26 protein-coding genes and 1 pseudogene are annotated in these 26,223 nt (G+C 63.6%); 7 read left to right on the forward strand and 20 right to left on the reverse strand.

The features are described 5' to 3' along the window. The 6 genes from XH87_RS32805 to XH87_RS32830 form a co-directional block, all read right to left on the reverse strand. Positions 1-1,011 (reverse strand): branched-chain amino acid ABC transporter permease, encoded by a 1,011-nt coding sequence (locus tag XH87_RS32805; protein WP_271590429.1) that lies wholly within the window; start codon positions 1,009-1,011, stop codon positions 1-3. 190 nt (positions 1,012-1,201) lie between these two features. After that, entirely contained in the window at positions 1,202-2,029 is an 828-nt protein-coding gene (locus XH87_RS32810) for an AraC family transcriptional regulator (protein ID WP_158670643.1), read from the reverse strand. Between the two features lie 122 nt (positions 2,030-2,151). Next, positions 2,152-3,402: an ABC transporter substrate-binding protein gene (locus tag XH87_RS32815; protein ID WP_271590430.1), complete on the reverse strand. Its 1,251-nt coding sequence runs from the start codon at positions 3,400-3,402 to the stop codon at positions 2,152-2,154. 260 nt (positions 3,403-3,662) lie between these two features. Then, on the reverse strand, positions 3,663-4,658 hold the full coding sequence (locus tag XH87_RS32820; protein ID WP_271590431.1) for an ABC transporter substrate-binding protein: 996 nt from the start codon (positions 4,656-4,658) through the stop codon (positions 3,663-3,665). A 22-nt stretch (positions 4,659-4,680) separates the two neighbouring features. Further along, positions 4,681-5,490, reverse strand: a complete 810-nt coding sequence (locus tag XH87_RS32825; protein WP_271590432.1) for an ABC transporter ATP-binding protein — start codon at positions 5,488-5,490, stop codon at positions 4,681-4,683. After that, complete coding sequence (locus XH87_RS32830) at positions 5,487-6,242, reverse strand: ABC transporter permease (protein ID WP_433960399.1); 756 nt, start codon at positions 6,240-6,242, stop codon at positions 5,487-5,489. Before XH87_RS32830 ends, XH87_RS32825 begins: the two co-directional genes overlap by 4 nt. A gap of 121 nt (positions 6,243-6,363) precedes the next feature. Between XH87_RS32830 and XH87_RS32835 the strand changes: the two genes are divergently transcribed. Genes XH87_RS32835 through XH87_RS32845 form a run of 3 tightly spaced genes read left to right on the forward strand, consistent with a single transcriptional unit; the run spans position 6,364 to position 9,837 of the window. After that, positions 6,364-7,491: a mandelate racemase/muconate lactonizing enzyme family protein gene (locus tag XH87_RS32835; RefSeq protein ID WP_271590433.1), complete on the forward strand. Its 1,128-nt coding sequence runs from the start codon at positions 6,364-6,366 to the stop codon at positions 7,489-7,491. Next, complete coding sequence (locus XH87_RS32840; RefSeq protein ID WP_271590434.1) at positions 7,491-9,086, forward strand: GMC family oxidoreductase; 1,596 nt, start codon at positions 7,491-7,493, stop codon at positions 9,084-9,086. Before XH87_RS32835 ends, XH87_RS32840 begins: the two co-directional genes overlap by 1 nt. A 28-nt stretch (positions 9,087-9,114) precedes the next feature. After that, complete coding sequence (locus XH87_RS32845; protein WP_035699124.1) at positions 9,115-9,837, forward strand: GntR family transcriptional regulator; 723 nt, start codon at positions 9,115-9,117, stop codon at positions 9,835-9,837. A gap of 5 nt (positions 9,838-9,842) precedes the next feature. Here XH87_RS32845 and XH87_RS32850 read toward each other — a convergent pair whose 3' ends face one another. From XH87_RS32850 to XH87_RS32885, 8 genes are read right to left on the reverse strand one after another with little or no spacing between them, the layout of a single operon-like run. Beyond that, complete coding sequence (locus tag XH87_RS32850) at positions 9,843-11,633, reverse strand: chloride channel protein (RefSeq protein ID WP_271590435.1); 1,791 nt, start codon at positions 11,631-11,633, stop codon at positions 9,843-9,845. 1 nt (position 11,634) lies between these two features. Next, positions 11,635-12,606 carry a formylglycine-generating enzyme family protein gene (locus tag XH87_RS32855; RefSeq protein ID WP_271590436.1) on the reverse strand — a complete coding sequence of 324 codons (972 nt, stop codon included), beginning with the start codon at positions 12,604-12,606 and terminating at the stop codon, positions 11,635-11,637. Between the two features lie 3 nt (positions 12,607-12,609). Further along, positions 12,610-14,253 (reverse strand): arylsulfatase, encoded by a 1,644-nt coding sequence (locus XH87_RS32860; protein ID WP_271590437.1) that lies wholly within the window; start codon positions 14,251-14,253, stop codon positions 12,610-12,612. Positions 14,254-14,285: 32 nt separating this feature from the next. After that, entirely contained in the window at positions 14,286-15,059 is a 774-nt protein-coding gene (locus tag XH87_RS32865) for a GntR family transcriptional regulator (RefSeq protein ID WP_158669335.1), read from the reverse strand. Positions 15,060-15,063: 4 nt separating this feature from the next. Further along, positions 15,064-16,116 carry an ABC transporter ATP-binding protein gene (locus tag XH87_RS32870; protein WP_271590438.1) on the reverse strand — a complete coding sequence of 351 codons (1,053 nt, stop codon included), beginning with the start codon at positions 16,114-16,116 and terminating at the stop codon, positions 15,064-15,066. Continuing rightward, the gene (locus tag XH87_RS32875; RefSeq protein WP_271590439.1) at positions 16,113-16,952 is read right to left on the reverse strand and encodes a carbohydrate ABC transporter permease; all 840 of its coding nucleotides are present in this window, start codon (positions 16,950-16,952) and stop codon (positions 16,113-16,115) included. The genes XH87_RS32870 and XH87_RS32875 overlap by 4 nt, the downstream gene beginning before the upstream one ends. Further along, positions 16,949-17,884 (reverse strand): carbohydrate ABC transporter permease, encoded by a 936-nt coding sequence (locus tag XH87_RS32880; RefSeq protein ID WP_158669337.1) that lies wholly within the window; start codon positions 17,882-17,884, stop codon positions 16,949-16,951. The genes XH87_RS32875 and XH87_RS32880 overlap by 4 nt, the downstream gene beginning before the upstream one ends. 3 nt (positions 17,885-17,887) lie before the next feature. After that, a complete protein-coding gene (locus XH87_RS32885) occupies positions 17,888-19,282 on the reverse strand; it encodes an ABC transporter substrate-binding protein (protein ID WP_271590440.1) in 1,395 nt (464 codons plus the stop codon). A 279-nt stretch (positions 19,283-19,561) separates the two neighbouring features. Between XH87_RS32885 and XH87_RS32890 the strand changes: the two genes are divergently transcribed. After that, entirely contained in the window at positions 19,562-19,753 is a 192-nt protein-coding gene (locus tag XH87_RS32890) for a hypothetical protein (RefSeq protein WP_271590441.1), read from the forward strand. A gap of 48 nt (positions 19,754-19,801) precedes the next feature. Here the strand turns inward: XH87_RS32890 and XH87_RS32895 are convergent, their stop codons facing one another. From XH87_RS32895 to XH87_RS32910, 4 genes are all read right to left on the reverse strand, one after another. Next, positions 19,802-20,218, reverse strand: a complete 417-nt coding sequence (locus XH87_RS32895; RefSeq protein WP_442868338.1) for a flavin reductase family protein — start codon at positions 20,216-20,218, stop codon at positions 19,802-19,804. 176 nt (positions 20,219-20,394) lie between these two features. Next, positions 20,395-20,823, reverse strand: a complete 429-nt coding sequence (locus XH87_RS32900) for a universal stress protein (RefSeq protein ID WP_271590442.1) — start codon at positions 20,821-20,823, stop codon at positions 20,395-20,397. Positions 20,824-20,913: 90 nt separating this feature from the next. Then, complete coding sequence (locus XH87_RS32905; protein ID WP_271590443.1) at positions 20,914-21,549, reverse strand: dienelactone hydrolase family protein; 636 nt, start codon at positions 21,547-21,549, stop codon at positions 20,914-20,916. Positions 21,550-21,570: 21 nt separating this feature from the next. Beyond that, entirely contained in the window at positions 21,571-21,999 is a 429-nt protein-coding gene (locus XH87_RS32910) for a DUF2267 domain-containing protein (protein ID WP_035699107.1), read from the reverse strand. A 171-nt stretch (positions 22,000-22,170) separates the two neighbouring features. Between XH87_RS32910 and XH87_RS32915 the strand changes: the two genes are divergently transcribed. Beyond that, positions 22,171-22,737 carry an HPF/RaiA family ribosome-associated protein gene (locus XH87_RS32915; protein WP_158671587.1) on the forward strand — a complete coding sequence of 189 codons (567 nt, stop codon included), beginning with the start codon at positions 22,171-22,173 and terminating at the stop codon, positions 22,735-22,737. A 47-nt stretch (positions 22,738-22,784) separates the two neighbouring features. Further along, positions 22,785-23,237, forward strand: a pseudogene (locus tag XH87_RS32920) (ribose-phosphate pyrophosphokinase-like domain-containing protein); the annotation flags it as partial. A gap of 49 nt (positions 23,238-23,286) precedes the next feature. Here the strand turns inward: XH87_RS32920 and XH87_RS32925 are convergent. Next, entirely contained in the window at positions 23,287-23,922 is a 636-nt protein-coding gene (locus XH87_RS32925; protein ID WP_271590949.1) for a hypothetical protein, read from the reverse strand. Between the two features lie 101 nt (positions 23,923-24,023). Here XH87_RS32925 and XH87_RS32930 point away from each other — a divergent pair, with 101 nt between their 5' ends. After that, complete coding sequence (locus tag XH87_RS32930; protein WP_271590444.1) at positions 24,024-24,689, forward strand: phosphoribosyltransferase; 666 nt, start codon at positions 24,024-24,026, stop codon at positions 24,687-24,689. A 208-nt stretch (positions 24,690-24,897) separates the two neighbouring features. On the opposite strand, the gene XH87_RS32935 is transcribed toward XH87_RS32930, so the two are convergent. Next, on the reverse strand, positions 24,898-26,217 hold the full coding sequence (locus XH87_RS32935; protein WP_271590445.1) for a hypothetical protein: 1,320 nt from the start codon (positions 26,215-26,217) through the stop codon (positions 24,898-24,900). Positions 26,218-26,223 lie beyond the last annotated feature (6 nt).

The following is a 26,223-nucleotide window of genomic DNA, read 5'->3' on the forward strand; positions in this document are numbered from 1 at the left end:
TCAGCGCCTCGCCAACAGGCCTTGCGGCCGGATCGCCAGCACCAGCACCATGATCAGGAAGGTCACGACGATGGCGTAGGTCGGGATGTAGACCGAGCCGAGCTGCTCGGCGAGGCCGATGATCAGCGCTCCCAGCGCCGCACCGGGGATCGAGCCCATGCCGCCGACGATCACGACGACGAGGGAAGCCAGCAGGAAACGAATGTCCTCGCCGGGCGACAAGGACTGGAAGGTGCCGCCGACGACGCCGGCGATGCCCGCAAGCCCCGCGCCGAACGCGAACACCAGCACGAAGACGAGCTGGATGCGCACGCCGGTCGCAGCCAGAATGTCCCGATCGTCGACGCCGGCGCGGATGATCATGCCGATCCGGGTGCGATTGAGCGCGAGCCACATCGCCACGCCGATGACCACGGAGGCGGCGAAGATTACCAGCCGCACCATGGGATATCGGAGATAGACCGGCTCGCCCGAGGACTTGATCGCCGTGATCAGCGGCAGCTCCACGGGGCCGATCAGCCAGTTCGGTGTCTCGATTTGGTAGAAGTCGCCGCCGCAGGCCCAGAGCATAAGATCGGCAAAAACGATCGACAGCCCGATCGTCACCATGGTCTGTCTGAGGTCCTGACCTTCCATGCGCCGGAACACGATGACCTGGAGCAGGATGCCGACCAGGGCCGTCAGGATGAAGGCGACGATGAAGCTGAGCAGCCAGGAGCCGGTCGCTGAGCTGATGGCATAGCCGACATAGCCGCCGAACAGATAGAGCGAGCCGTGCGCGAGGTTGACGTTGCGCATCAGGCCGAAGATCAGCGTAAAGCCGCTGGCGACCAGGAAGTAGAGTCCCCCAAGCGTGATGCCGTTGAAGACGGCGTTGAGGAAGACGCGCTTGCGGCCGATCGCCTCTTCGAGGCCGGGCGGCCAGACCGCGAAGATCAGCCAGAGCGCGACGGCTATGGCAATGATCGCGATCAGCGCCCAGGCCGGATGGCGTTCGACAAAGCGGCTCATATGCGCCGTCCGCTTGTTCGGGCGACAGGCCGAAGGTTCACTGAATGCAGGTCGGACAGCCTTGCAGCGGCTGCAGGCCTTGCCATGACGTTCGCTCCCGCCGGTCGCGATCATCTCGGGATCGCGTTGCCCGCATCCTAGCCGGGCGGCGAGGGCGACGTTTGATCGTGAGTATCTTTTCGTGCGTCGGTCAGGCGCGCAAAACCTTGGCTGCGCGACGATAATCGGTCGGGGCCATTCCCACATTGGCCGCGAAGAAGCGGGTGAAGCCGCTCTGCGAGGAGAAGCCGAGATCGAAACCGATGTCGGCGATCGGCGTCTCGCTGGCCACCAGTGCTTCGAGCGCCTGTTCCATGATCAGCGTGTTGAGATAGAGGTTGGGCGTAACTCCGGTCTGGACGCGGAACAGCCTGTAGAAGTGCGGCCGCGACAGGCCGGATTCCCGCGCGATGGTGTCGAGCTCGATCTCGGCGCCGGGGCTTTCCGACATCATCTTGATGCATTTGCGCACGCGAAAATCGGTGACGGAGCCGTTTGCGCGCGGATCGCGCGCGCTCTCGGCCTGCTGCCAGCTTTCGTCATAGCAGATGTCGATCAACCTCCGCAGCTCGCAATCGAGACTGGAGAGCGATGGTGCGCCGCACACGAGCGCAGCGGTCCGCCTGATGTGCTTGTCGAGTGCAGGCGTGCGCCTGAACTGGGTGCGGCCGAAACGCATCCGGTCGGTGCCCGAGGCATCCGGCGCGAACCATTCGGCATTGACGTAGAGCACGAAGAAGATGGCGCCGCCGTCGAGATCGGTCGGCAGAAAGTTGTGCGGTTCCCAGGGATTGACGGCGACGACGGAAGACTCGGTGAGATCATAGTGTCCGTCGGAAACATCGATGCATGCCGGCATGCCGCCGACATGGAAGATCAGATGACCTTCACGATGGGCGTGGATATTGAAAGGGCGGTTCAATTGATAAACCGTCGCCCGGCCGAACCGGCCGTGGAAGACGGCGAGCGCACGGCTCATGCCTTCCCCTCCCGAATGTTCTTGTCTTTCAGCCAGCGTTCAACAATGCCGCCGGGATTGCAAGAGCGGAGAGCGGCCGCGTCAGCGAGTCGCTCCCCGTCCCGTATCGTTCATGTGATGCGTCAATACTTCTTACATTCCGGCACGGTACGGCTCGGCAGTCCGATCTTCGAGAACACCGCCGGATCATAGCCGAGCGTCTGGTTCACGTTGGGGATCACCTTCACGACCTTGCTGAACAGCGCGCCCTTGCCGTCATCGACGACTTCGGTGACGAAGTTGGTTCCGATCGCCTGGCGGTTGGAGTCGAGCTTGATCTTCCCATTCGGCGCATCAATCTCGATCTTCGCCAGGGCTTCCTTGAACGTCGCCTGATTGTTGGAGAGATCGCCGTTGACCTGACGCAGTGCAAGGATCAGCGCCATGGTTGAATCATAGTAGTTGGTGGCCAGCAGAGAGGGGCTGGGGAAGCGCTTGTTGGGCGGGAAGGCATCCTGATAGGCCTTCACGAATTTCTGCCAGCCCGGATCCTCCCAGGTGTCGGCCTGGCCGCTCGCCGCGATGGTGCCGACCAGGGCGTTCTTGGCGTTGCCCTTGGACGACAGGATGGTCTGGTCGATCATGATGGAACCGCCCATCAGGTGCGCCTTGCCGCCGGCCTGCTGATACTGGTTGAGGAAGTTGACGGCATCCGCGCCGCCGAGCCCAAGATAGATGGCGTCGACGTCGTCGGGCAGGGCGGCAATGACGGAGGCGAAGTCCTTCGTTCCCAGCGGCACCCATTGCCGATTGGTGACCTGTCCGCCCATTCCGCAGAATTCGAGCACCAGCCCGAACACCTGGGTGTAGATGAAGGAGTAGTCTTCGCCGACGGTTGCGATCTTGCGATATTTCTTTTCCTCATAGGCGTATTTGCCGAGGCCGACCTGCCACTGCGCGCCGTCCATGTTGTAGCGGAAAAAGTTCGGGGCAGGGTCGACATAGGTCGTTTCCTGCGCGCCAGAGGCCGCGTTGATGAAGGTCAGCTCGGGATGGGTCTTGGCAAAGTTCTTGACCGCGATACCCTCGTCGCCGGAGAGGGGCGACAGCAGGATCTGGACCTTATCCTGCTCGATCAGCTTGCGCACCGCGCGCACGGCCGAGTCCGGCGTTGCGTCGGTCGAGGCGACGATGAATTCGAGTTCCTTGTCGCCGACCTTCTTGCCGAGTACGTTGAGCGCCGTCTGGTGGCCGCGCATGCCGTCCTCGCCGAGCACCGTGTAAGTGCCTTCGAGCGTCGCGGTCACACCGACCTTGATCTTTTCCTGGGCGATCGCTGCGCCCGAAAGAAACAGGCTGCTCAACGCGAGCAGTCCCATGCTGCATTTCGACATGTGCTCCTCCCCTGTGTGGTCGCTTTGTTGCCGCGCCGAACCGCGCGATGCCCGTGGCTCGAAGGCCGCGGCTTCAGGGGGAAGCTAGCCGAAGTCGAATGCGGTGCACGCATCGGTGCCGCGTTCGGCTTGACTGGCAGTCTCATTTTTGAATGCTGCGGCGCAAGTGGTTTCGCGCTGCAGCAGGCGCCCGCGGCGCAAAAGACTCCGTCGCAGCGGGCTGAGCAAGTTGTTTGGCAGGCAAGCTTGGTCTTTTGTCCTCACGCGATCGTTTTCAGATAGAGGCTCGGATCGAAATATTTACTGGCCGGCGTGAAGTCCTTGATGCCGGCATTGGCCATGAAGAAATCGGTCGATTGCTGCAGCCAATTGGTGACCGTGCCGTCGGAGTACATGCGCTTCCAGTCCTTGGACGTGAACATCTTCTGCGCCTTGAACGACTCGTTGATATCGGCCATCGGCGTCTGGCTGTAGTGACCCTTCTGCAGCTTCTCCATCGCCTCGGTGCTGTTCGCAATGATGTAGTCGTTGGCGTCGGCCCAGCCACGGATCAGCTTCGCCAGCGTTTCCTTGTTCGGCTCGTAATAGTCGTTGGCCGCGGCCCAGCCTCCGATGATCGCGGCTTTCGGATAGTAGGCCGACGCGTCGGCGAGCTTGACCGCGCCCGGCACCTTGTCGCGAACCGTCACGTTGAAGGGGACCCAGAGAGCAACGGCCGGCACTGCGCCGGAGATGAAGGCGGTCACGGCGGCCGGCATGGTCTGGTTCACGAGCTCGACCTCCTTGGGATCGACCTTGTTGGCCCGGAGTGCGGTATCCAGGAATACATGCGCTGTGGTGCCGGTCGCAGTCGCGATGCGCTTTCCCTTCAGATCTGCGAACGATTTGATGCCCTGATCGCCGCGAACCCAGAGCTGCGCCGTCGCGACCTCGATGTCGTTGATCAGGAAAACCTTGCCCTGGCCGCGGGCCGGGAAGTTCGAGAGCACGGCGCCGGTGGCCAGCACGTCGAGGCTGCCGCCGATCAGCGCCTGGAATATCTCGAGGCCGGTGTTGAACTGCCGCAGATCGAGCTCGAGCCCCTGCTTCTCGAAGGAGCCGCGGTCCATGCCGGTCCAGATCTGGCCGTCGACTGCGACAGTGTGGAGATAACCGACGCGAACTTTTGTTTTGGCCTGCGCGATCGCGGGCGCTGCGGCAGTGAAGGTGCCGAGCGCAAGGCCTGCCGTCGTGGTCAGAAATTGCCGCCGATCCATGATGTGTCCTCCGTTTTGCTTGTTATTCCGAGAATGAGACCGGACGCATCTGCGCCTGCTGGGCGCGATACTCGTCCATCACGAGCTGCCTGATGTAGCTGCGCAGCTCGCCGAATTCGGGCCGCTCCTGGATCGACTCGTCGCGCGGGTAGGCGAACGGCACGTCGATGATCTCCCTGATCCGCGCCGGCCGTGCCGTCACCACCACGATACGGGAGGCGAGGTAGATCGCTTCCTCCACCGAGTGGGTGATCAGCATCACCGTCTTGCCTTCGGTCTGGAGCACCTTCAGCAGCAGGTTCTGCATGTTGGAGCGGGTCTGGGCGTCGAGCGCGCCAAACGGCTCGTCCATCAGCAGGAACTGCGGCTTGACGGCATAGGCGCGCGCGATCGCGAGGCGCTGGCGCATGCCGCCGGACAGATGTTTCGGATACGAGTTCGCGAAGTCCGACAGTCCCATCAGGCCGAGATAGTGATCGCAGATCGCGTCGCGTTCACTGGCCACGACCCGATTGGCCCGAAGCGTCAGGCCGAAGGCGATGTTCTGCTTCACCGTCAGCCACGGGAAGACGCCATATTCCTGGAAGATGACGCCGCGCTCGGGACCGGGGCCTGCCACGGGCCGTCCGTCGAACAGCACGTTGCCCGTGGTCGGCTTCTGGAAGCCGGCGAGCATGCTCATCATCGTGGTCTTGCCGCAGCCCGAGGGGCCGATTACGGCGATGAAATCGCCATCGTCGATGTCGTAGCTGACGTCTTCGACGACGTTGAGCCGCCCCTTCGGGGTCTCGAATGCAAGCGAAACCCGGTCGAATTGTGCGCGCTTGGTCATGCGATGGCCCGATCCTGCCAGACCAGCAGCCGCGCCGTGATCTTGCGCAGGATCATGTCCATGATCAACGCAATCAGGCCGATGCAGATGATGCCGACATAAATGACGTCGAGCAGGAAGTAGGTCGAGGCGTTCTGGATCATGGCGCCGAGCCCGCGCTGGGCCGCGATCAGCTCGGAAGCCACCAGCGTCGCCCAGGCGACGCCCAATGCCACGCGCAGCGCGGTGAGAATATGCGGTACGGTGAGGGGAATGATGATCTTGCGGAAAATTTCCGCCTGGTTGGCGCCGAGGGTCTGCGCCACGCGGATATAGAGCGGCGTGATCTGGGAGACACCCTCGTACATCACGATCACGCCGGAGAAGAACGAGGCGTAGAACAGGATGACGAGCTTTGCGAGCTCATCCACGCCGAAATACACGATCACCAGCGGGATCAGCGCGATCGGCGGCAGCGCACGGAAGAAGTTGATCATGGGGTCGGCGAAGGTGCGGGCCGGGCGATACCAGCCGAGCAGGAAACCGACGGGCACCGCGACGAGGATGCCGAGCAAGACGCCGAAAAAGACACGCCTGGTCGAGGCGAAGATGTCGATCAGCAGGCCTTCCTTGGTGAGAAGCTCGAAGAATTTCGCGGCGACCTGGTGCGGGGCAGGGATCAGCGAGATGTTGACGAAGCCGCTCCAGCGCACGGCATACCAGAGCAGGATCGCACCGATCCACGGTGTCAATCCAAGAACAAAGCGTCTCACGCCAGTTCCGTCCATTCGACGCTTCCACCCGGATTGCAGTTGATGTTTGTCGAAGTCATATTATAAATAGGATGACCATACAAGAGGGCGCCTCTTCGCTGGCGCCGCAGGCCTTCCGCGCATGACATTGCCGTTCTTCACAATCCGGAGCGTTCAGGCGTTCGGCTATCGCTATCAGCTGAGAACGCAGGTCATCACCTCGTTCGGGCGGATGGCGGACCGGCCGGCCGTTTTTGTCCGTGTCGAGGACACCGACGGCAATGTCGGGTGGGGCGAAGTCTGGTGCAATTTCCCCGCGCCGGGCGCCGAGCATCGCGTTCGGCTGATCAACGAGGTGCTCGCGCCGGCTCTTGCCGGCTTCAAGGCGAATGAACCTTCGGCTGTGTTCGAACGGCTGACGGTGGGGACCTCGGTGCTTGCGCTGCAGTCCGGAGAAGCGGGGCCGTTCGCGCAATCCATCGCCGGCATCGATCTCGCGGTTTGGGATCTTCACGCGCGGCGCCAGAACGTTGCGCTGTGGAAGCTGCTCGGCGGATCTCGGAACAGGATCAAGGTCTATGCGAGCGGCATCAATCCGGTGGGATCGGAGCGAGCCGCGGAAGCAGCTCTCGGCCGCGGCTACCGAGCCTTGAAGCTGAAGATCGGCTTTGATCCGGCGCATGATCGCGCCAATCTCGCTGCGCTGCGGCGCCTCGTCGGCGATGGCGTGCTCGCAGCCGACGTCAACCAGGGCTGGACCATCGCACAGGCGCTCGAGCTTGCGCCGCAGCTGGAGCCGTTCGGCCTTGCCTGGCTCGAGGAGCCGATCCGTGCGGACCGCCCGCGGCAGGAGTGGCAGCAACTGCACGAGAAGATCAGCTTTCCGCTCGCTGCCGGCGAGAACATTGCGAGCCACGCCGGCTTCGCCGAGGTGCTGAGAGAGCCGGTTCTCGGCGTTGTCCAGCCCGACATCGCCAAATGGGGCGGGCTGTCGGCCTGCGCAGGCATTGCGCGCGACATCCTGACGTCAGGCAAGCTGTTCTGTCCACATTATCTCGGCGCCGGTATCGGCCTTCTGGCATCGGCGCATCTTCTGGCCGGCGTCGGCGGCGACGGGCTGCTGGAGGTCGATAGCAATGAAAATCCGCTGCGCGATCGCTTCTGCGAGCCCGTGCTGAACGTGCAGGATGGCGTGATCGAGCTCGGCGATGAGGCGGGCCTTGGCGTATCCCCCGATCTTGCCTCAATCGAACAATACCGGACGCTCTGATGTCGAGGCAAAGCTATGATTACATCATCGTCGGGGCGGGTTCGGCCGGCTGCGTGGTCGCAAACCGCCTGTCGGCCGATCCGGCCTGCCGCGTGCTTCTGCTGGAGGCGGGGGGATCGGACCGGAATTTCTGGCTGAAGCTGCCGGTCGGCTACTACCGGACAATCTACGACGAACGCTTCTCGCGCTTGTTCGAGACCGAACCCTCGGAAGGCAGCGGCGGCCGCGCCATAGTCTGGCCGCGCGGTCGCGTGCTCGGCGGATCATCGTCCATCAACGGGCTGATCTTCATCCGCGGCCAGCACGAGGATTTTGACGACTGGGAACGCCTGGGCGCCGACGGCTGGAGCTATCGCGAAGTTCTGCCCTATTTCAGACGCCACGAGCGCTACCGCGGTGGCGAAAGCCAATTCCACGGTGGTCTCGGCGAGTTCGAGGTCTCCGACCTCCGCAACGACAATCGGGCGTCGCGCGCCTGGGTGGAAGCGGGCGTGCAGTTCGGGCTGCCGCGCAATCCCGACTTCAACGGCGCGACGACGCTCGGCGTCGGCACCTATCAGCTCGGTATCGGACGGCACTGGCGAACCAGCTCGGCGTCGGCATTTCTGCGTCCCATCTCCGATCGCCCCAACCTCACCATCATCATTCATGCGCAGGTCAGCAAGGTCGTTTTCAACGGCCGCGTCGCGACCGGCGTCGAGTGGATCAGCAAGGGACAGGTCCACAGCGCATCGGCGGATCGCGAGATCATCCTGTCCGGCGGGGCGCTGCAGTCGCCACAACTGCTCCAGCTCTCCGGCGTCGGTCCGGCAGACCTGTTGCGCAAGCTCGATATTCCCGTCGTTGCCGATTCTCCGGAGGTCGGCGCCAATCTTCAGGACCACTATCAGGCCCGATTGATCGTCCGCCTGAAGGAGCGAATTTCACTCAACGATCAAGTCCGCAATCCTGTCGAGCTGGCCAGGATGGGCCTGCAATGGATGCTGGCAGGCAGCGGCCCTTTGACGGTCGGCGCGGGGCAGGTTGGCGGCGCAGCCTGCACCGAATATGCGGTCGGCGGTCGTCCTGACGTGCAGTTCAACGTGATGCCGCTCTCGGTCGACAAGCCCGGCGAACCCCTGCACGGCTATTCCGGCTTCACGGCCTCGGTCTGGCAATGTCACGGGCAATCGCGCGGACAGCTTGCGATCCGCTCGGTCGATCCGTTCAACCAGCCGCGGATTGCGCCGAACTATTTCGCCGAGGAGATTGATCGCAAGACCATCGTTGCCGGCCTGAAGATTCTGCGCGAGATATATCGGCAGAAGGCGTTTCGTCCGCTCTGGGATGTCGAGATGGTGCCGGGCGAGGCCGCAAGGAACAATGCCGGGCTGTGGGATTTTGCGCGCAATACGGGGGGCACGGTGTTTCACTGCGTCGGGACCTGCCGCATGGGCCGGGACGCGCAGGCGGTGCTCGATCCGCAGCTGCGCGTGCGCGGGGTCGAGCGATTGCGCGTGATCGACGCCTCGGTGATGCCGCAGATCACGTCGGCCAACACCAACGCGACCAGCCTGATGATCGGCGAACGCGGTGCCGCGCTGGTCATGGCTTGATCACGTGGCCTGAATTCAGGAGGACGAGATGGAATTGAGTTCCGACAGTCACGTCCCCAAATACGCGCAGATCGCCGACATCTTCCGCCAGCGGATCGCGCGCGGCGTCTGGACCCAGGGTTTTCGCCTGCCGGCCAACGAGGAGCTCGCGGCCGAGTTCGGCGTCTCACGGGTCACCATCAGGCAGGCCGTCGAGCTGCTCGCCCGCGACGGTGTCATCGAGGCGCAGCAGGGCCGCGGCACCTTCGTCACCGGCACGGTGCGACAGGACCGCTGGCTCAAGGTCGAGACCACGCTGTCGGATCTCGCGGACATGTACCGCGACACCTCGCCCGAGATCATCAACGTCTCGGAAAGCCGCAGCGATGCGCCGTTGTTTCCGGACGACGGCAAGCCGGCCGAGACATACGTCTTCATGCGCCGCCTTCACTCGCGCCAGGGACAACCCTACTGCGTCATCTCGATCTATCTCGACGAGAAGATTTTTCGTCGTTCGCCAAAACGCTTTCGCAACGAGACCGTGATCCCTATTCTCAACGATCTCAGGGATCCCGCAATCGCCAGCGCCCGTCAAACGCTGACGATTGGCACTGCGGATATCGAAGCGGCGCGGCTGCTGCGCGTGCCGCTGAACTCTCCGGTTGCCGAAGTCCGCCGTGTCTTCACGACCCGAGACCGCACCGTGATCTATCTCGGCGAAGTCACCTATCGCGGCGACTTCGTGCGGATCGACATGGACCTGCGGCCCTAGCGGCATCAACGAGAAAACAGTTCCTGGTTCCGGCGCTCGAGCTCTTCCCCGTAGGTACGCAGCACATGGGATTCGCTCAGCGTGCCGATCGTGGCGCGGTGGTCGGCGCGGTCGACGACCGCGAGCACGTCGGCTTCGCTGCGTTCAAAGGCCTTCAGGATCTCGCGGACCGATGTGGTCGGGAGCAGGCATTCGTCCTGCTGCTGCGCCAGCGCTCCGAGCGGCTCGTCGTCCTGATTGGCGACCGAATGCAGCGTCGCGGCCGCGACGATGCCGGCATAGATGCCGTTGGGATCGCGCAACACGACTTGGCGGACCTGCGCCGGCGAGAACAGCTTTTGCGCCTCGCCGATCGGCATCGTTGTCGGCGCGGTTTCGAAATCGGTACGCATCAGGGATGCCGCGCTCATCTGCCGGACCCAGCCGATGTCCTGGGGGCCGCGGATGACCTCGCCGCGCAGGTGGAAACGCCATGTCGCAAAGCTGTAACCGAACAGCTCGCGGACGATCAGGGCGCAGACCGATGATGCGACCACGGCCCCCACGGTGACGGAGAAGTCGCCGGTGATTTCGAGCGCGAGACAGACCATGCTGAACGGGGCCCCCAGGACGCCGGTGCCCAGCGCGGCGAGGGCGGCGATTGCGGCGGTGCCGGGCTGAAGGGCGAGCGTGGGAAGAGGTCCGGTCAGCACGATGCTGTAGAGCTGTCCGATCAGCGCGCCGAGCAGGAGGGAAGCGAAAAATAGACCCCCGCGGAAGCCAGAGCCGAGCGAAATGGCTGACGCGAGGATCTTGAACACGATGGTCGTGGCGAGCAGGAGCCAGGTCGGGTTGCTGACCAGGAGGATCTGCATCGCGCCGTGGCCGGCGCCCAGCACGGTCGGCGTCAGCAAGGCGAGGCAGCCGAGGAGGAGACCGCCGAGGATCGGGCGCATGAATCCCCTGAACAGCGTGATGCGCTGAAAGCAACGTTCGGAGAACGCGACCGCCAGCATGACGAGGATGCTGACGAAGGCGCAGATGACGCCGATCAGCACGGTCTGCCCGATCATCTCGACGGACATGGGCGATGGAAATCCCGGTACCATCAGGAAGGACTGGTGCGTCAACCGGCGCGCGACCAGCCACGCGGTGACGGCGCTTGCAATGACGGGTACCAGAGCGGCGGAGGTGTAGGCGCCGAGCACGACCTCGAAGGCATAGAAGGCGCCGGCGAGCGGGGCCGAGAACGCGGCGCTGATTGCACCGGCTGCACCGCAGGCTACCAGCAACCGCATGTCGTTGCGCCGGGCGGCGAGTCGCTGGCCGACATGCGAGCCGAACATCGAGCAGATCTGGGTGTAGCCGGCTTCCAGCCCGACCGATCCGCCGAACCCGTTGGACAGCAGGGTCTGGATCGAGATCAGCAAGCTTCCGCGGAACGACACCCGGCCGCCATAGAGCGCATTGGCCTCGATGGCGTCGGCGAGCTGCTGTCCCTTCACCCTCCGGGCGAAGTACACTCCGATCAGCGCGAGGATCAGGCCGCCGATGCTCGGGATCAGCAGTGTGCGTTGCCAGGAAATCACGCCGGTGGCGCTGAGATGCGCGTCGAAAGGAATATCGAACAGCAGTGCGTGCGAAATCTGGCTGAGACTCGAGATCGCGGCCACGAGGACCCCGCTGAGCAGCCCGACGACAATGGCGACCAGCACGAGGCCGGTCTCGCGATTGCGCACGAAGTTGCGCAGGGAGAGCGGCAGCAGACGTATACCGGGTGCAGGAGCCGGCTTCGCGGCATCTGGTGCCGGCGCCATCCTAAGCCGGATCCCGCCACGGCTCGGTGCGCACGACGCGGAAGCCGATGTTGCTCGATGACGAGTCGGGTGCGTTGGAGTTTCGCGCAGCGACGCGGTAGCGGTTGCAGTAGGACTCGTGGCAGAGGAAAGATCCGCCGCGCATCGATCTGTTCGGGGCAGGTTCGCGGTTCATTGGATCCCGTGAGGACGTGAGGCGGTGATAGCTCGGCGAAAAATAGTCCGAGCACCATTCCCAGACATTTCCGGCGACATTGTGCAGGCCGTAGCCGTTCGGCGCGAATGCGTGAACGGGCGCCGTGCCGAAATAGCCATCGTCCATGGTGTTGCGATCGGGAAAATGGCCCTGCCAGATGTTGCAGCGATGCTCGCCATTGGGCTGCAGCTCATCGCCCCAGGGGTAGGTCGCCCGGTCCAATCCGCCGCGCGCGGCCATCTCCCATTCCGCTTCGGTCGGAAGGCGCGTGCCCGACCATGCACAATAGGCCTGCGTATCATTCCAGGAGACATGGACCACGGGGTGATCGAGCCGGTCGAGGACGCTGCTCGACGGTCCCTCCGGCTGCGCCCAATAGGCATGCGGCACCGGGATCCACCACGGTGTTTCCCGGACACGGGTCGTCTGCGCCGCTCGCGTTTCCTCCCGCAACAGTCCATCGAAGACAAAGCTCCAGCCGAAGCGTTCGGCTTCGGTCGTATAGCCCGTGGCGCGGACGAAGTCGCCGAATTGCAGATTGCTCACGGCGTGGCAGGAAATCGCAAAGGGCGACAGCGTGACCGGTCGCACGGGCCCTTCGCCGTCTCCGACAAAGCCGCCGCCGGCGGACCCCATGTGAAAGGTCCCGCCGATCAGCACGCTCCAGCGGCGCGGTATCGCGACTGGGCTGGGAAGGATCGCCGGTTGCGCATCATCGACCGCCGGCGCCTTGCCGGCGCCGCCCTGCGTGCAGCAATGCGAACGATCCTCCGTCATGCGCTATTTCTGCTTCTCTTCCTCCCAGAAGGCCGTGCCGCCTTCGGCCTTCATGAGCTCGAGAATCTTCTCGCGCGGGATCACGCCGCAGCGATTGGCCCATTGCTGATATTGCGCCGTCATCTCGCGGACGCGATCCGTATGGTCGCCCGCAAGATCGTGCATTTCCGTGCGGTCGGTCTCCATGTCGTAGAGTTCCCACGGTCCCGGATATTTCCGAACAAGCTTCCACTTGCCGACGCGAACGGCTGCGTTGCCCTCGTGCTCCCAGAACAGCGGGCCGCGGCCGCCATAAGCCGCCGCGAAGGAAGGCACGAGGCTCTCGCCCTCGCAGGGCAGGATGACGTTGCCGTTATATTCCTTCGGATAGGTGGCGCCGGTGACGTCGAGAATGGTCGCCATCACGTCGGTGAGCTGGCTCGGATTGTGCCGCAGGCCACCCCTCTCGGAGATGCCGCGCGGCCAGTGCACGATGAACGGCGTCGCGATGCCGCCCTCGTGGATCCAGTGCTTGTAGAGACGGAACGGCGTGTTGGAGAGATTGGCCCAGGCCGTGCCGTAGCTCTGATAGGTGTCCTCGGCGCCGGGCATCAGGGTCGGATCGTTGCCGAAGCGTACCGGCCTGCCGTCGCGGGTCGTCGCCTTGGCAATCATGAGCTGATCGACCAGCTCCCTTGACGTGACGCCTTCCGGAATGTCCTCGGCGCAGGCGCCATTGTCGGACAGGAAGATGATCAGCGTATTGTCCATCTGGCCGGTCTCTTCCAGCGCCTTCAGGATGCGGCCGATGCCCTGGTCCATGCGGTCGATCTGCGCGGCATAGACCTCCATGCAGCGCAGCGTCCATTGGCGCTGCTCCGCCTCGGTCCACGGCGGCTGGGTCGGATCGCGATCGGTCAGGCGCCAGTTCGGATGGATGATGCCGTCGTCGACGAGCCGCTTGAGGCGCTCCTCGCGCAGCCTGTCCCAACCCGCATCGAAGCGGCCCTTGTACTTGGCGATATCCTCGTCATGGGCATGAAGCGGCCAGTGCGGCGCCGTGTAGGCGACATACTGGAAGAACGGCGCATTGGGCTTTTCCGCCTTGTGCTGGCGGATGAAGGCGGCCGCCTGGTCGCTGATCGCGTCGGTGTAGAAGAACGACGGGTCCTTCTCGGCCTCGTGCTCGATATTGTCGTTGCCGCGGGTGAGCGTGTTCGGGTGATAGAAGCTGCCGGCTCCGATGATGGTGCCGTAGAAGTGATCGAAACCGCGTTGCATCGGCCAGGCGTCGGTCGGCTCTGTCAGGCTGCTGGCGATGTGCCATTTGCCGCTGAGATAGCTGGTGTAGTTCTTGCTCTTCAACGCTTCGGCAATGGTGACGCAGCTCTTGTTCAGATTGCCGGCATAGCCCTCCGGACCGTTGCTGTAGGTGAGGATGCCGATGCCGGTCTGGTGCGGATGCAGGCCGGTGAGCAGCGAGGCGCGCGAGGGGCTGCAGCGGGCGGTGTTGTAGAATTGCGAATAGCGCAGACCGTTGGCCGCGAGGCGGTCGAGGTTCGGCGTCTGGATCTCGCCGCCGTAGCAGCCGATGTCCGAAAAGCCCATGTCGTCGTTGAGGATGAGCAGGATGTTGGGGCCATCGGGAGTCTTTGCGCCATTCGGCATGTTTGCGTCCTCGTTATTGACGTGTGGCGTTGTCAGTGGCGGCGCGTCAGGCTGATGCTGAGGCGGAAATATTTCGGCAGATAGACCGCGCGCAGCAGCTCCAGCGCTCTTCCGTCCTTGCCGAAGGTGACGCGCTCGATGGCGAGCAGCGGAGAGCCCACCTTCACCCCGAGCAGCTTCGCGCTGCTGGCGTCGGCGAGGTCGGCACTGATGGTCTGCTGCGCGTCCTTGATGGCGAGGCCAAGCTCGTCCTCGAACACGCGATACATGATGATGGAGATCAGGTCGCGCTTCTCGAGCTCGAGACCGATATCGGGTGGGTAGAACGCGTGCTCGATGGCGATCGGGGTGTCGTCCGCCAGCCGGAGACGACGGAGCTGCCAGACGGCCCGTTCACGCAATTGCTCCCGAACGGCGGCGTCGTGCCGATTGGTCATGCCCTGATGCAGAATCCTGGCGCCGGGCTGATAGCCGGCGTCGCGGATGGTTTCCGAAAAGCCCATGAGGTGGCCGACCCAGTTCTCGGGCTGGTTCGAGCGCAGGAAGGTGCCGCGGCCGCGCGAGCGGTCGAACATGCCTTCGTTCACCAGGGGCGCGATGGCGTTGCGGATGGTGATGCGGCTGACGCCGAAATGACGGCCGAGCTCGGCTTCGGTCATCAGGCGGCCGGTCTCGTCGATCAGCTTGCCGTCGCGAACCTGGCTGCGAATGGATTCGCGGATCTGGATGTGCAGGGGCGTCGAGCCTTCCGCGACGACATCACTGCCGAGCGGTGTGGGTTTCTTCTTGCGCGTTTGAACAGCCATGGTGTCAGAGTCGCATGCGGGTCGCTGGGTCGAACAGGTGAATGTCTTGCGGACGGGCCGTGATGGAGATCATGTCGCCCTCGCCGGGAATGTTGCCGTCGGCGACGCGCATGCGGATCATGGTGCCGGCGCAGTCGAGATCGAGCACGGCGGTATCGCCGAGATCCTCGATCAGATCCACGCGCGCACCGAGCCCGTTCTCCGTCATGCGCAGGGCGCCGGGTCGAAGGCCGGCCACCACGTCGCGCTCGCCGGCCGTCGTGGTCGTGGTCTTCAGACGATGACCGGCGATGATGACGTCGCCGTCCACGTAGCGGGCGGGAACGAGGTTCATTGGGGGATTGCCGATGAAGCCGGCAATGTCGATCGAGTTCGGGCGCCCGAACACCTCCGCGGGCGTGCCGACCTGCTGGATCTCGCCCGACATGAACACCGCCATGCGATCCGCGAGCGTCATGGCCTCTTCCTGGTCGTGGGTGACGTAAACGGCGGTGACACCGAGCGAGCGCTGCAGCTTCTTCAGCTCGGCGCGCGTTTCCAGTCGCAGCTTTGCGTCGAGGTTCGAGAGCGGCTCGTCGAGCAGGAACAGACGTGCCCTGCGCACGATGGCGCGGGCGAGCGCGCAGCGCTGCTGCTGGCCGCCCGAGAGCTGGCCCGGCTTGCGATCGAGCAGATGATCGATCTTCACCTTTCGGGCGGCGTCCTTCACGGCGGGCGCGATCTCGGCCTTCGGCAGCTTGGCCATCTCCAGCGGGAAGGCGATGTTCTCGGCCACCGTCATGTGCGGGTAGAGCGCGTAGCTCTGGAACACCATGGCGATGTCCCGGTCCCGCGCGTCCGTCGAGGTGACGTCCTTGTCGTCGATCAGCACGCGGCCGTCGGTCGGCGCATCCAAGCCGGCGAGAATGCGCAGCGTTGTGCTCTTGCCCGAGCCGGAAGGGCCGAGCAGGGCGAAGAATTCGCCAGGCTTGATGTCAAAAGTAACGCCTTTAAGTGCGGCGAACTCGCCGTGCATCTTGACGATGTTGCGAAAACTGACCTGACCCTGGCCGCTCATCGGCGCCCTCCGCCCTTGACTGCACCGACCGTCAGGCCCTTCACGATATGCTTCTGCGCGACCACGCCGAGGACGACGACAGGAAGCATGGCGAGGACCGAGACCGCGGCGAGCTTGGCCCACAGCGTCTGCTCGACGGAGACGAAATTGAACATGGCGACCGTGACCGGGCGCACCGTGTTGCCGCTGAGCACGACGGCGAACAGGAACTCGTTCCAGGCATTGAGGAACACGAACACGACGGTCACGGCGATGCCGCCGCGGACCTGCGGAATGATGATCCGCCACAGCGTCTTCAGCCGGCTCGCTCCGTCGAGATAGGCCGCTTCCTCCATCTCGAAGGGAATGTCCTCGAAATAGGAGACGAGCAGCCAGATCGCGAAGGGCAGGGAGAACGACAGATAGATCAGGATGATGCCTTGGTAGGTGTCGATCCAGCCGATGTTCCGCAGCACCAGGAAGTAGGGGATGATGATGCCGACCGGCGGCAGCATCTGCGTTGCCAGCACGTAGAAGCCCGCGAACTTCTTGCCGCGAAAGCGCAAGCGCGCCAGCGCGTAGGCCGCCGGCACCGCCATCAGCATGGTGACGATGGTGGTGCCCACGGAAATGATGACGCTGGAGAGGAGGTTCGGCAGGATCGATCCGGAGCCGAACAGCACGTCGCGATAGGCTTCAAGCGTCGGTGAGAATACCAGCTTGGGCGGGTAGGCCAGCACGTCGGTATCGGTCTTGAGCGAGTTCAGCACGCTCCAGACGATCGGGAAGGCCCAGGCCAGCAGGAAGACCGTGGAGATCCCGAGCAGCGCGATGATGCGGAAGCGCCTTGCGGTCATTTCGCCCTCCGCATCGCAAACAGGATGCCTGAGATGACGATGGTCACGATCAGCAGCGCGACCGCGAGCGCGGAACCGTAGCCGATCGACAATTCGGTAAAGGATTTCCGGTAGGCATACAGATTGAGGATCTCGGTCGCGGTGCCGGGGCCGCCGGCAGTGACGGTGAAGATCGCCGCGAACGCGGTCAACGCCACCATGGTCCGCATGATGACGACCATCACGATCGCCGGCCGCAGCAGGGGCAGGGTGATGCGCCGGAAGCGCTGCCAGGCCGAGGCGCGGTCGAGCCGCGCGGCCTCGTAGATATCCTCGGGCAGGGAGGCGAGCGAGGCCAGCAGCACCATGAACGCGAACGGTGTCCACTGCCATGTATGGATCGCGATCACCGAGACCATCGCGAGCGTGGGATCGCCAAGCCAATTCTTGCTGCCGAGGCCGGCGTTGATGGCGAGGAAGTCCACGATGCCGAATTCCGGTGCCAGCATGAAGGTGCGCCAGATCATGCCGACCACGGCCGGTGACAGCACCACGGGCAGGATGGCGATGACCCTGAACCAGCCCTGGCCGCGCTTCATGTCCATGACCAGCAAGGCGAGCGCAAGGCCGATGATGACCTGCAGCGCGACGGTCGAGCCGGTATAGACGAGGCTCACCAGCAGCGAGGACCAGAAGCGTTCGTCGGAGAGCAGCACCCGGTAGTTCTCGAGCCCGACGAAGCCGTTGGTGAACGGCATCGCGAGGTCCATGCGGAAGGCGCTGGTATAGACCAGGAAGAGCAGCGGAAACGTCGTCGTGGCGAGCAGCGCGAGAAACGCCGGCGCGAGCAGGGCTGCTGCAAACCGGCGCTCACGCTGTTCGAGGACGCGGCCGAAATCGGTGCGAGGCGCCTCGCTCGAAATGCCGGCCGATGTCATCGCTGTCGAGGCCATGTCTCAGCCGCGCATCATCGGCTCGATACGGCGCTGCGCATCATCCAGGGCAGCCTTGATCGTGGCCTGGCCGGAGAGGGCCGACTGGATCGCGGTCGCCATGGTGTCGCCGATGGCAGGCCATTGCGGCACGCGCGGACGCCAATCGACGTCGGTGTCCTCCTGCAAGGCTCCCATCGTGGCCTCGACGAAATTCCCGCCAAAGCCGTTCATCAGCTTGATGTAGTCAGGATCCTTCCAGACCGACGTGCGGTTGACACCGGAACGCTTGGTCGGGCCGGCGAAACGATGCGCGGTGCGCGCCTGGGTCTCGGCGCTCGCGGCCCACTGGATGAAGAGCCAGGTCGCCTTCCGCTTCTTCTCCGGCAGCGCGGAGTTGATCGGGAAGCCCCAGTTCCAGATCGATGTCGTGCGCTTGCCCGATGGCCCCTTCGGCCAGCGCGCATAGGCGACCTTGCCGATGACCTTGGACTTTTCCGGATTGTTGATCACCGAGGCCGACGAATGCGCGTCGATGTAGCTCGCGACGGTGCCTTGCGAGAAGGCGTCGGCAATATCCGGCCAGTTCCAGTTGGCCGCCGCCGTCGGCGCGTACCTCTTCATGATGTCGACGTACCAGGCGAGCGCCGCCTCGGCCTCGGGGCCGTTGACGGTGAGCTTGCCGCCCTTCATCCACTCGCCGCCGAACTCGCGGAAGATCGACGGATAGATGTACATGTTCTGGCCGGCACCGGCCACGCCGCGGAGCGCTGCGCCCCAGACGCGGTCGTTCGGCGCGTTCAGCGCCGCAGCGTTCGACATATAGGCTTCGAGCGTGTCGGCCGGCTTCAGACCCTTCGCGTCGTAGAGGTCCTTGCGATAGACCTGAATGGTGACTTCGCCGTCATAGGGCATGCCGTAGAGCTTGCCGTCGACGCCGTTCGCGCTGCGCCATGCCGGAATGATGTCGTCGAGCTTGAACCAGGCCTGATCGGTCAGCGCCTTGTCGTTGAGATAGGTGTCGAGCGGTTCGACCCATTTGTTCGCGGCGTAGAGTGCATAATACATGGGGTCCGCGGCGTGAGTAGCGTAAGTGCCGGTCTTCGAGGTCAGGTCGATGACGCTCTTCTGCCGGATCTGCGCCGGCGGAATTTTCTCGAAGCGAACGTCGATGCCGGTCAGCGATTTGAACTGAGGCGCGAGCGCGATCAGATTCTCGAAATAGCTCGCGGGGATCACCGCCACGGTGATCGTCTCGCCGGAGACCTGCCGCCAGTCGATCTGCGCGGACTTGTACGGCGCAAGGTCGGCGTCCTGCGCCGACGCGTGCCGCAGAATGCCAGGGCCGAACGCCGCCAGAGCCGCAGCCGCGGTTCCACTCTTGAGCAGCGTTCGTCGTGTCGGCTTGAATGACGCCATACTGTCCTCCCGAAAATCCGGATTTGCGCTCCGGTTAGTCAGTACATTTGCTTAAATGTTATAACATGTCAACGCTCATCCTTGTCGGTGTTCGCGCTTGGCCTCTCAGGGATTCGGACGTCAGCGGGGCCGATCCTCTCATGCGTGGCGAAGCGACCGATGGGAAGCGCTCCGCCTGCCAAGACCTTCGCCGCCAGCTCATGCGTTGATTCAACTCAACGCGCACGAGCGCTTTGTCGGGACAAATACACCGCCTTTGGACTCTTCGAGGAGAACGAGATGCGAAGATTTGCGATGTTCGCCGCCGTCGCTGCGATCGTCGCGGCCGGTGCGCTGGCACCCACGAGCGCGGTGGCCGGCTGCTACCGATCGGGCGAGACCGGCTATCACTGGTATCGTTCCTGCTGGGGTCCGCGCTGGATCTATCCCCACCATCGCGTCTGCCGGCGCGGCCATTGCTGGTACCGCTGAAGCATCGCTCCCGCGGCCTGAGTTGGTCCGGCATCGCGCGTTGCGCGACTACCTCATCTTCGACTTCGTCTTGATCGTGGCGCCGTCGACGGTGAACGCGCCGTATCCACGGTGGTGAAGGGTCCTTGGGTTCTTCCGGGCGGGATTGATCCATGCGCGCAGAACCTCGAGAACGAACAGATTGTAGCGCGGGACCATGCTGGTATCCGTCACGCGACATTCGAGATTGCAAAAGCATTCCCTGACGAGGGGCGCGCCGACCAGGGTCGCCGGAAGAGGAGTTAGCCCGAAGCGCTTGAACTTGTCGCTGTTGCGGCCTGAGCAGTTGCCGACCCTGGCGACCGTATCGGCAAGGCTGCGTGGCGGAATTGCAATCACGGCTTCTCCAGCCGAGCGAAGCGCGGCAAAGCTGAAATTGGCTTCACTGACGATGCACGCGATGAGCGGCGGTTCAAACTCCACCATCGCCACGACATGGTCATGACATTGGGGCGCCCGCGGCTGGCCGTCGTCAGCAGTACGACGGGGCCGGGCTCGATCAGCTGGTAGACCTTCGAAAGTGCGCGTTGTCGAAAAGCCATCCCAGCTGCCACCTTCCGATTGGTCTCAGAGCCTTGACGCGGTTTGCGGCCAATCCCCCGCTAGGGAACGACGACCACTGCGCAAGGAGCGAGGCTGACGAGCTTCTGCGAGACGCTGCCGAGCAGCAGGCCTGCCAACTGGCCGCGTCCGCGCCGTCCCACGACGATCATCTTGGTCGACGTTTGGGCCGCAAGATCGATCAGGGATTGGGTGATGTCACCCCAACATGTCCGAACTTCAATGCATGCGGGACCTGCTTCGCGCGCACGGGCTTGCGCCGCCTTGAGGGTCTGCCCCGTCAAGGCTTCCAGCAGATCACCGGCGGTGGCTCCGGTGTGCGGAAGCTGGCGAACCTCTTCCCCCAGAAGTCCGTCGGCAACCGTTACGATCAGGAGATCGCATGCCAACGCTTTGGCAAGCTCTGCTGCCACATCGATTGCGCGGCATGCGCGGCTCGATCCGTCGGTTGCCACCATGATGTTGGTCATGCGAAAGTCCCCTCTGGATTTTGAGCATTCTGCCGGGGTTGACCGGCTCCGTACTGATCCAGCTCAAGCGGCGCGGACTGGCGCTGGCGTCTACAGGTATCGCTCGAACCATCGGCTGGCATGCTCGATGACGGCATCCATGGCGCCCGGCTCGGGAAAGAGGTGCGTTGCATCAGGAATGATTTCCAGAGCCTTCGGCCCGCCAAGCCGGGTGAGCGCCTCCTCATTGAGCTCGATCACGCCGACATCGGCGCCGCCGACGATCAACAGGGTTGGCGCACCGACATGGGGCAGGGCCTCGCCGGCCAGATCCGGGCGTCCACCGCGTGAGACCACCGCGGCAATTCGGTGAGGCAACTGAGCCGCCGCCATGAGGGCGGCCGCGGCGCCGGTACTGGCGCCGAACAACCCGACAGGGAGGCGGGCAACCGCAGGTTCGAGGCCCTGAAGCCAGTCGGCGGTCGCGACCAGCCGTTGTCCAAGCATTGCGACATCGAAGACGTTTGAACGGTCGCGCTCCTCTTGCGGCGTGAGAAGATCAAACAGCAGCGTCGCAAAGCGCCGTGCATTCAGTTCCCGCGCGACCGCTCTATTGCGGGTGCTGAACCGGCTCGAGCCGCTGCCGTGCGCAAACGCGACCAGGCCACGAGGATTTTCCGGCAATGTCAGCGTTCCTGCGAGCCCTGGCGGCGAAATGAAAGCGTCGAACGATTGCTCGCGTTTCATGAAGCCGCCCTCCGGGTCCGGTCAGCCCTGTAGATTCTTGAGTGGCGCCGGAAGATGGGCCATCAGCTTCTCGAATTCACCGGGATCCAGCTTCTCCCACAGCACTTCGTAAACGCCGCGGGCTGCGGCGAGCGCACTCATTGGGAACTGCGGCGGAAGCTCCCTGGCGACATGTAGCGCAAATTCCTCGATATGCCGTTCCTTCGTCGGCGTCGCCGCCATGTGCCAGCCTTCGTAGTAGATGCCGCGCACCATGATCGGCAGCTGAGCCCCGAGCTTGACGGCGACTTCCGGCGGCAGCCGATCGCGCAAGGCGTGCAGGACGGCTCGCAATGCATTGTAGGCCTGATGACGGTTCTCCAGCGCCAGCTGCTCGTCGATGGCCTTGAGCCAAACATTCGTTTCCTGGACCGAATGGTCCAGCGCGGTCACACCCGTGGACGTGCTCATGATGTTGCTCCCGGATCAGAGACAGATCATAAATTATTTGCAGGCTCGGGCTGGACTGCTTTGACGTGCCGCAAAGTTCCATGGATTGCCGGATTGGATCGCATTGATTTCCCGCAAAGCCGTGGGCACGCCGTGTGCTCAGATCGACCGCCTGACAGGAGGAGCCCAACCATGCAAACCCCGGCCCAGATTGAATTCGAGCACGTGACGCCGTCGGCGAAGCTGCAGGCCGCGATCGACGGGCACATTGCCGAGCTGGAGAAGCGCTACGGTCGGGCGACAGCGGGCCGCATCATCGTGCGAGGCCCCGGCGATCGTCACAAGACGGGCGGTCAATACCAGGTCAGCATCCGGCTGTCCCTTCCCGAAGGACGCGAAGTCAATGTCGGGCGGACGCCAAAGGAGGACGAGCGGTACGCCGATCTGACCTTTGCGGTGGACGATGCATTCAAGCGTGCGCGGCGGCAGCTGCAGGACCAGGTGCGCGTGATGCATGGCCAGATCAAGCTCCACGAAGGCGAGCCGGTGGGGACGGTTGTGCGTATCGACCCCAGCGGCGAGTTCGGCTTTCTGGAAGGGGCCGACGGCCAGGAGATTTACTTCAATTGCAACAGTGTCGTGGAGGGCCGCGCGAACGTCGCCGTCGGCTCGCGTGTCAGCTTCGTTGAGGAACTCGGAGTGAAGGGGCCCCAGGCCAGCACGGTCAAAGTTCTGAGCAAGCACGGCTTGCGGGCGTAGGTGCTTCATCACTGAATTGTGGAGTGCCCACGATGGATAGTAGCTGGATGCCTCGGACCGCATTGGCGCGGAGCGATCGGCTGCGCCTGTTCGCCCTGAACGGCAGCACGGAGTTGGGCGAGCACATCGCGACGTCGCTGGGCTGCAAGCTGGCCGCTCACGAGGAGCGCAGCTTCGAAGACGGCGAACACAAGGTCCGTCCGCTCGATACGGTGGCCGGTTGCGATGTCTACGTGATTCACAGTCTTCACGGTGGCCCCGTCGAGAGCCCGAATGACAAGCTTTGTCGCCTGCTGTTCCTGATCGGCGCACTGAAGGACGCGGGCGCCACCAGCGTGACCGCGGTCACGCCATATCTCTGCTATGCGCGAAAGGATCGCCGGACGAAGGAAAATGATCCCGTGACCATCCGCTACCTGGCGTCCCTGTTCGAGGCGGTCGGTACGAGCAGAATCGTGACGCTGGATGTGCATAACGAAGCGGCCTTCGAGAACGCCTTTCGCTGTCCTTCCGTTGCACTTACGACGGCGCCGCTGCTGATCGAAAGGATCAGGTCGATCGCGGTCGTTGAACGGACGCAACACGCGAGATCGTGCCATGGGGCAGGCCGAAGCTTCTTTTCAGGAGAGTTCGCCAATCGAGCACGGCGGCTTGGTGGAGCGAAGCCAGGTAGGTCTCTGGTTCGATCAGGACCCGCGCGGCATGCGAATAGAAGCGGGCGAGAACCGCGGCGAGCTGCTCGGCATCGGCGGTGCGAGCCTTGCCGCTGCGGAGCATGGCTTCGAGCGTTTCATCCTCGTTCAGCCGGCACATCACGACAAGCCAGTCTGCGACGGGACCGTTGCCGCCGATCGCGTAGCCCGAGGCGCTTTCGGTCAGCGGCACGACGCCCAGATAGACGTCGGGCGCGAGCCGGCGGTTGAGGCTGTCTTCCGCCAGGCACGCGGCCCTGCGGCGAGCCGGCGTCGAGAAGTCGAGATAGGGAAAGCGCACCGGCTTCTTGAGCTTGTAGACGCGCGCGCCATTCATGATGATCCACGACATGTGAGTCTCGCGCGCCTGAATGCGATCGAGAGCCGGGCTGTAGCTCCCGGGCTGGCCCAGAAAGGCGACCTTGCGGGCCAGGGCAGAGACGCTGTCGTTCTCGGCTTCCTCGATCGAAAGGTCGTTCTGACGCTCCAGCATGACAACCTATTGCCAAACGAAGAGCGATGCGGTTTGACGCTGATCAACGATCCTGGCCGCCTGCGCAATAGTCTGTTTCAAATTCACGCGGATCCGCCGATATGTTGTTTCAAGACAGAGACGATGCCGGCCGTCAGTTGGCCGCAGCTTTGGTGAAGTACAAGGGCCGCCATCCTGTCATCCTGGCGCTGCCGCGCGGCGGCGTTCCCGTGGCGGCGGAGGTGGCCGGTCGGCTGCAGGCGGCTCTTGATTTGGTTCTGGTGCGCAAGATTGGCGTACCCATGCAGCCGGAACTTGCGATGGGCGCGGTCGTGGACGGGGAGCAGCCCGTCATCGTTCGCAACCAGGAGATCGTCGATTTGACCGGCGTGAGCGAGGAGACGTTCGAGGCCATCTGCAAAGAGGAGCTTGTCGAGATCGACAGGCGGCGCAAACGCTATCTGGGCAATCGCGCACGGTCGGACGTCAAGGGGCAGGTCGCGATCATCGTCGACGACGGCATTGCGACGGGCGCGACGACGCTCGCAGCGATCCGGGCGCTGCGAAAGCGGGGGCCAAAGGAATTGATCCTCGCCGTACCGGTGGCCCCCCTCGAGACGCTGCAGAAGCTGCACGGAGAGGTCGATGCAATCGTTTGCCTGGATACGCCGCGGGACTTCGGCGCGATCGGCTACTATTATCGGGATTTCAGCCAGGTCAGCGATGATGAAGTCATTGCAATCCTGAAGCGGTTCCCGGCCGGGAAGACGGCCGCACGGGCCCCGTGAGCTTCCGCGTGCATCCAGTCCTTCGACGGCGACAATAAGCGATTTGTGTCGATCACGCGCCCCGCGGATGGCTCGGGCCATCCGACGTGATCAATACGCTGCCGCTATCCAGTCTGCGAAGACTGCTGAAAGCGCCATGACGATTTATCCTGATCGCATTAAGCATGATCTTTTCGGAAAACCGCTGCGCACTTTTCCGAACCATGCTTTAGTGTAGCACGGCGCGTGTCAATGCCAGGCTGGCAGTTTCCAGTGCCAGGTTGGCCGCTTCAAGCTTGTTGTCGCGATCGGCCTCCGACAGATCAAACAAGTTGTCAGGCAGGTCTTCGGGCAGCCCTGCGGCTCGAACCGCCGCGGCGATGGCGGCAAAATCCTGCATCGTCGTTGGTGTACCCGCGGGGGCCTTGCGCTCCGTTCTGAGCGCCTGGCCCAATCCTCCCCGCGCAGCGGCAATCAGACGGCCGACCTTGGGGGTCGAGGCCTTTCGCTCGCGCTCCCACAGAATGGTTCCCGCGTCGAACTTTTCGCCTGCGGCAAACTGGTTCTTGAATGAGGATTCCAGCTTCTGTCGCGCGGCGAGGTAGATTTGCGTGAGCGAGAAGCGATCGCGTGCGACAAGGGCGGGGGAAGCGAAGATTTCCTGCTGCAGCTTGATCATCAAATCATCCGCGACCGGCGAGCGTTGTCCCTGTGATTTGATGATCTCCTGCTCGACCTGCTCGTAGCGCTTGTGAAACGGCAGATGCGAAACGAAGGCGAGGTCTTCGCTGGCGAGCGTCTCCAGATGGCCGAATTCCAGCAACAGATAGTCGACATTCTCCAGCGGCCTGGCCGCGGCGCCGTCACCCTGGTAGACGATACCGTCTCGCACCGACAACGCGCCGTCGATTCCTTCGCTTGATGCGGCGAGCAAAAAGTGACCGCTCTGGCGCAGTGGATCGCCGTCCAGCCTGGCGAAGCGCGTTTCCACCCCGCCGGAGCCCAGCAGCGTCTGCAGTTTTCCGGTCAGATCTCCGGCCATGCGAACGGGTGCTGCGAGACCCTCTCCGCCGACCGCTTTGGCCGCCTCTGCCGCGAAGCCGAGCAGTCCGCGTGCGACGGAATCGTCCTTGAAGTGACACAGCGAGGAATAGAGCGTGAGGCCTTGTCCCCGCACCGGCAGATGGCGCACCAGTTCCATGTCATGGATTGCGAGATTTCGGCCCGCATCGCGCGGTGCGTTGGCGCCAAGGCCGCTCCGGATCATCTCCGCGCCGATCACAAACGGCATCGTCCGAGCCGCATCTCCCGCTCCCTCGCGCAGGAAGCACGTGCACATCGGCAGGTAGTCATTGAGGAGAGCGCCAGCCTCGGCCAGGCGAAGCTCTCGAATCCGAATGGTGACGTAGCTGCGCTCCGGGATGAACGAGCTTGAAGGCGGCTCGCCGGGCGCCGCGACAGGCGTATAGATCTGACGCAGGCGCGGTCTGGTCCTGAGTCCCTCCCAGGTGCCGCTGATCCACTCAGCAATGCCGTTCAGCGTGGTCATGCCGTC

This window comes from Bradyrhizobium sp. CCBAU 53415 (assembly GCF_028128735.1).
Taxonomy (GTDB): domain Bacteria; phylum Pseudomonadota; class Alphaproteobacteria; order Rhizobiales; family Xanthobacteraceae; genus Bradyrhizobium.

Coding starts and splice junctions, on each gene's coding strand:
- XH87_RS32810 (WP_158670643.1), bottom strand. CDS start 2,029: ATGAGCCGTGCGCTCGCCGTCTTCCACGGCCGGTTCGGCCGGGCGACG.
- XH87_RS32880 (WP_158669337.1), bottom strand. CDS start 17,884: ATGGCCTCGACAGCGATGACATCGGCCGGCATTTCGAGCGAGGCGCCT.
- XH87_RS32855 (WP_271590436.1), bottom strand. CDS start 12,606: ATGACGGAGGATCGTTCGCATTGCTGCACGCAGGGCGGCGCCGGCAAG.
- XH87_RS32925 (WP_271590949.1), bottom strand. CDS start 23,922: ATGCTGGAGCGTCAGAACGACCTTTCGATCGAGGAAGCCGAGAACGAC.
- XH87_RS32885 (WP_271590440.1), bottom strand. CDS start 19,282: ATGGCGTCATTCAAGCCGACACGACGAACGCTGCTCAAGAGTGGAACC.
- XH87_RS32930 (WP_271590444.1), top strand. CDS start 24,024: ATGTTGTTTCAAGACAGAGACGATGCCGGCCGTCAGTTGGCCGCAGCT.
- XH87_RS32860 (WP_271590437.1), bottom strand. CDS start 14,253: ATGCCGAATGGCGCAAAGACTCCCGATGGCCCCAACATCCTGCTCATC.
- XH87_RS32870 (WP_271590438.1), bottom strand. CDS start 16,116: ATGAGCGGCCAGGGTCAGGTCAGTTTTCGCAACATCGTCAAGATGCAC.
- XH87_RS32865 (WP_158669335.1), bottom strand. CDS start 15,059: ATGGCTGTTCAAACGCGCAAGAAGAAACCCACACCGCTCGGCAGTGAT.
- XH87_RS32825 (WP_271590432.1), bottom strand. CDS start 5,490: ATGACCAAGCGCGCACAATTCGACCGGGTTTCGCTTGCATTCGAGACC.
- XH87_RS32845 (WP_035699124.1), top strand. CDS start 9,115: ATGGAATTGAGTTCCGACAGTCACGTCCCCAAATACGCGCAGATCGCC.
- XH87_RS32915 (WP_158671587.1), top strand. CDS start 22,171: ATGCAAACCCCGGCCCAGATTGAATTCGAGCACGTGACGCCGTCGGCG.
- XH87_RS32875 (WP_271590439.1), bottom strand. CDS start 16,952: ATGACCGCAAGGCGCTTCCGCATCATCGCGCTGCTCGGGATCTCCACG.
- XH87_RS32890 (WP_271590441.1), top strand. CDS start 19,562: ATGCGAAGATTTGCGATGTTCGCCGCCGTCGCTGCGATCGTCGCGGCC.
- XH87_RS32895 (WP_442868338.1), bottom strand. CDS start 20,218: ATGGTGGAGTTTGAACCGCCGCTCATCGCGTGCATCGTCAGTGAAGCC.
- XH87_RS32910 (WP_035699107.1), bottom strand. CDS start 21,999: ATGAGCACGTCCACGGGTGTGACCGCGCTGGACCATTCGGTCCAGGAA.
- XH87_RS32840 (WP_271590434.1), top strand. CDS start 7,491: ATGTCGAGGCAAAGCTATGATTACATCATCGTCGGGGCGGGTTCGGCC.
- XH87_RS32905 (WP_271590443.1), bottom strand. CDS start 21,549: ATGAAACGCGAGCAATCGTTCGACGCTTTCATTTCGCCGCCAGGGCTC.
- XH87_RS32935 (WP_271590445.1), bottom strand. CDS start 26,217: ATGACCACGCTGAACGGCATTGCTGAGTGGATCAGCGGCACCTGGGAG.
- XH87_RS32900 (WP_271590442.1), bottom strand. CDS start 20,823: ATGACCAACATCATGGTGGCAACCGACGGATCGAGCCGCGCATGCCGC.
- XH87_RS32850 (WP_271590435.1), bottom strand. CDS start 11,633: ATGGCGCCGGCACCAGATGCCGCGAAGCCGGCTCCTGCACCCGGTATA.
- XH87_RS32815 (WP_271590430.1), bottom strand. CDS start 3,402: ATGTCGAAATGCAGCATGGGACTGCTCGCGTTGAGCAGCCTGTTTCTT.
- XH87_RS32820 (WP_271590431.1), bottom strand. CDS start 4,658: ATGGATCGGCGGCAATTTCTGACCACGACGGCAGGCCTTGCGCTCGGC.
- XH87_RS32835 (WP_271590433.1), top strand. CDS start 6,364: ATGACATTGCCGTTCTTCACAATCCGGAGCGTTCAGGCGTTCGGCTAT.
- XH87_RS32805 (WP_271590429.1), bottom strand. CDS start 1,011: ATGAGCCGCTTTGTCGAACGCCATCCGGCCTGGGCGCTGATCGCGATC.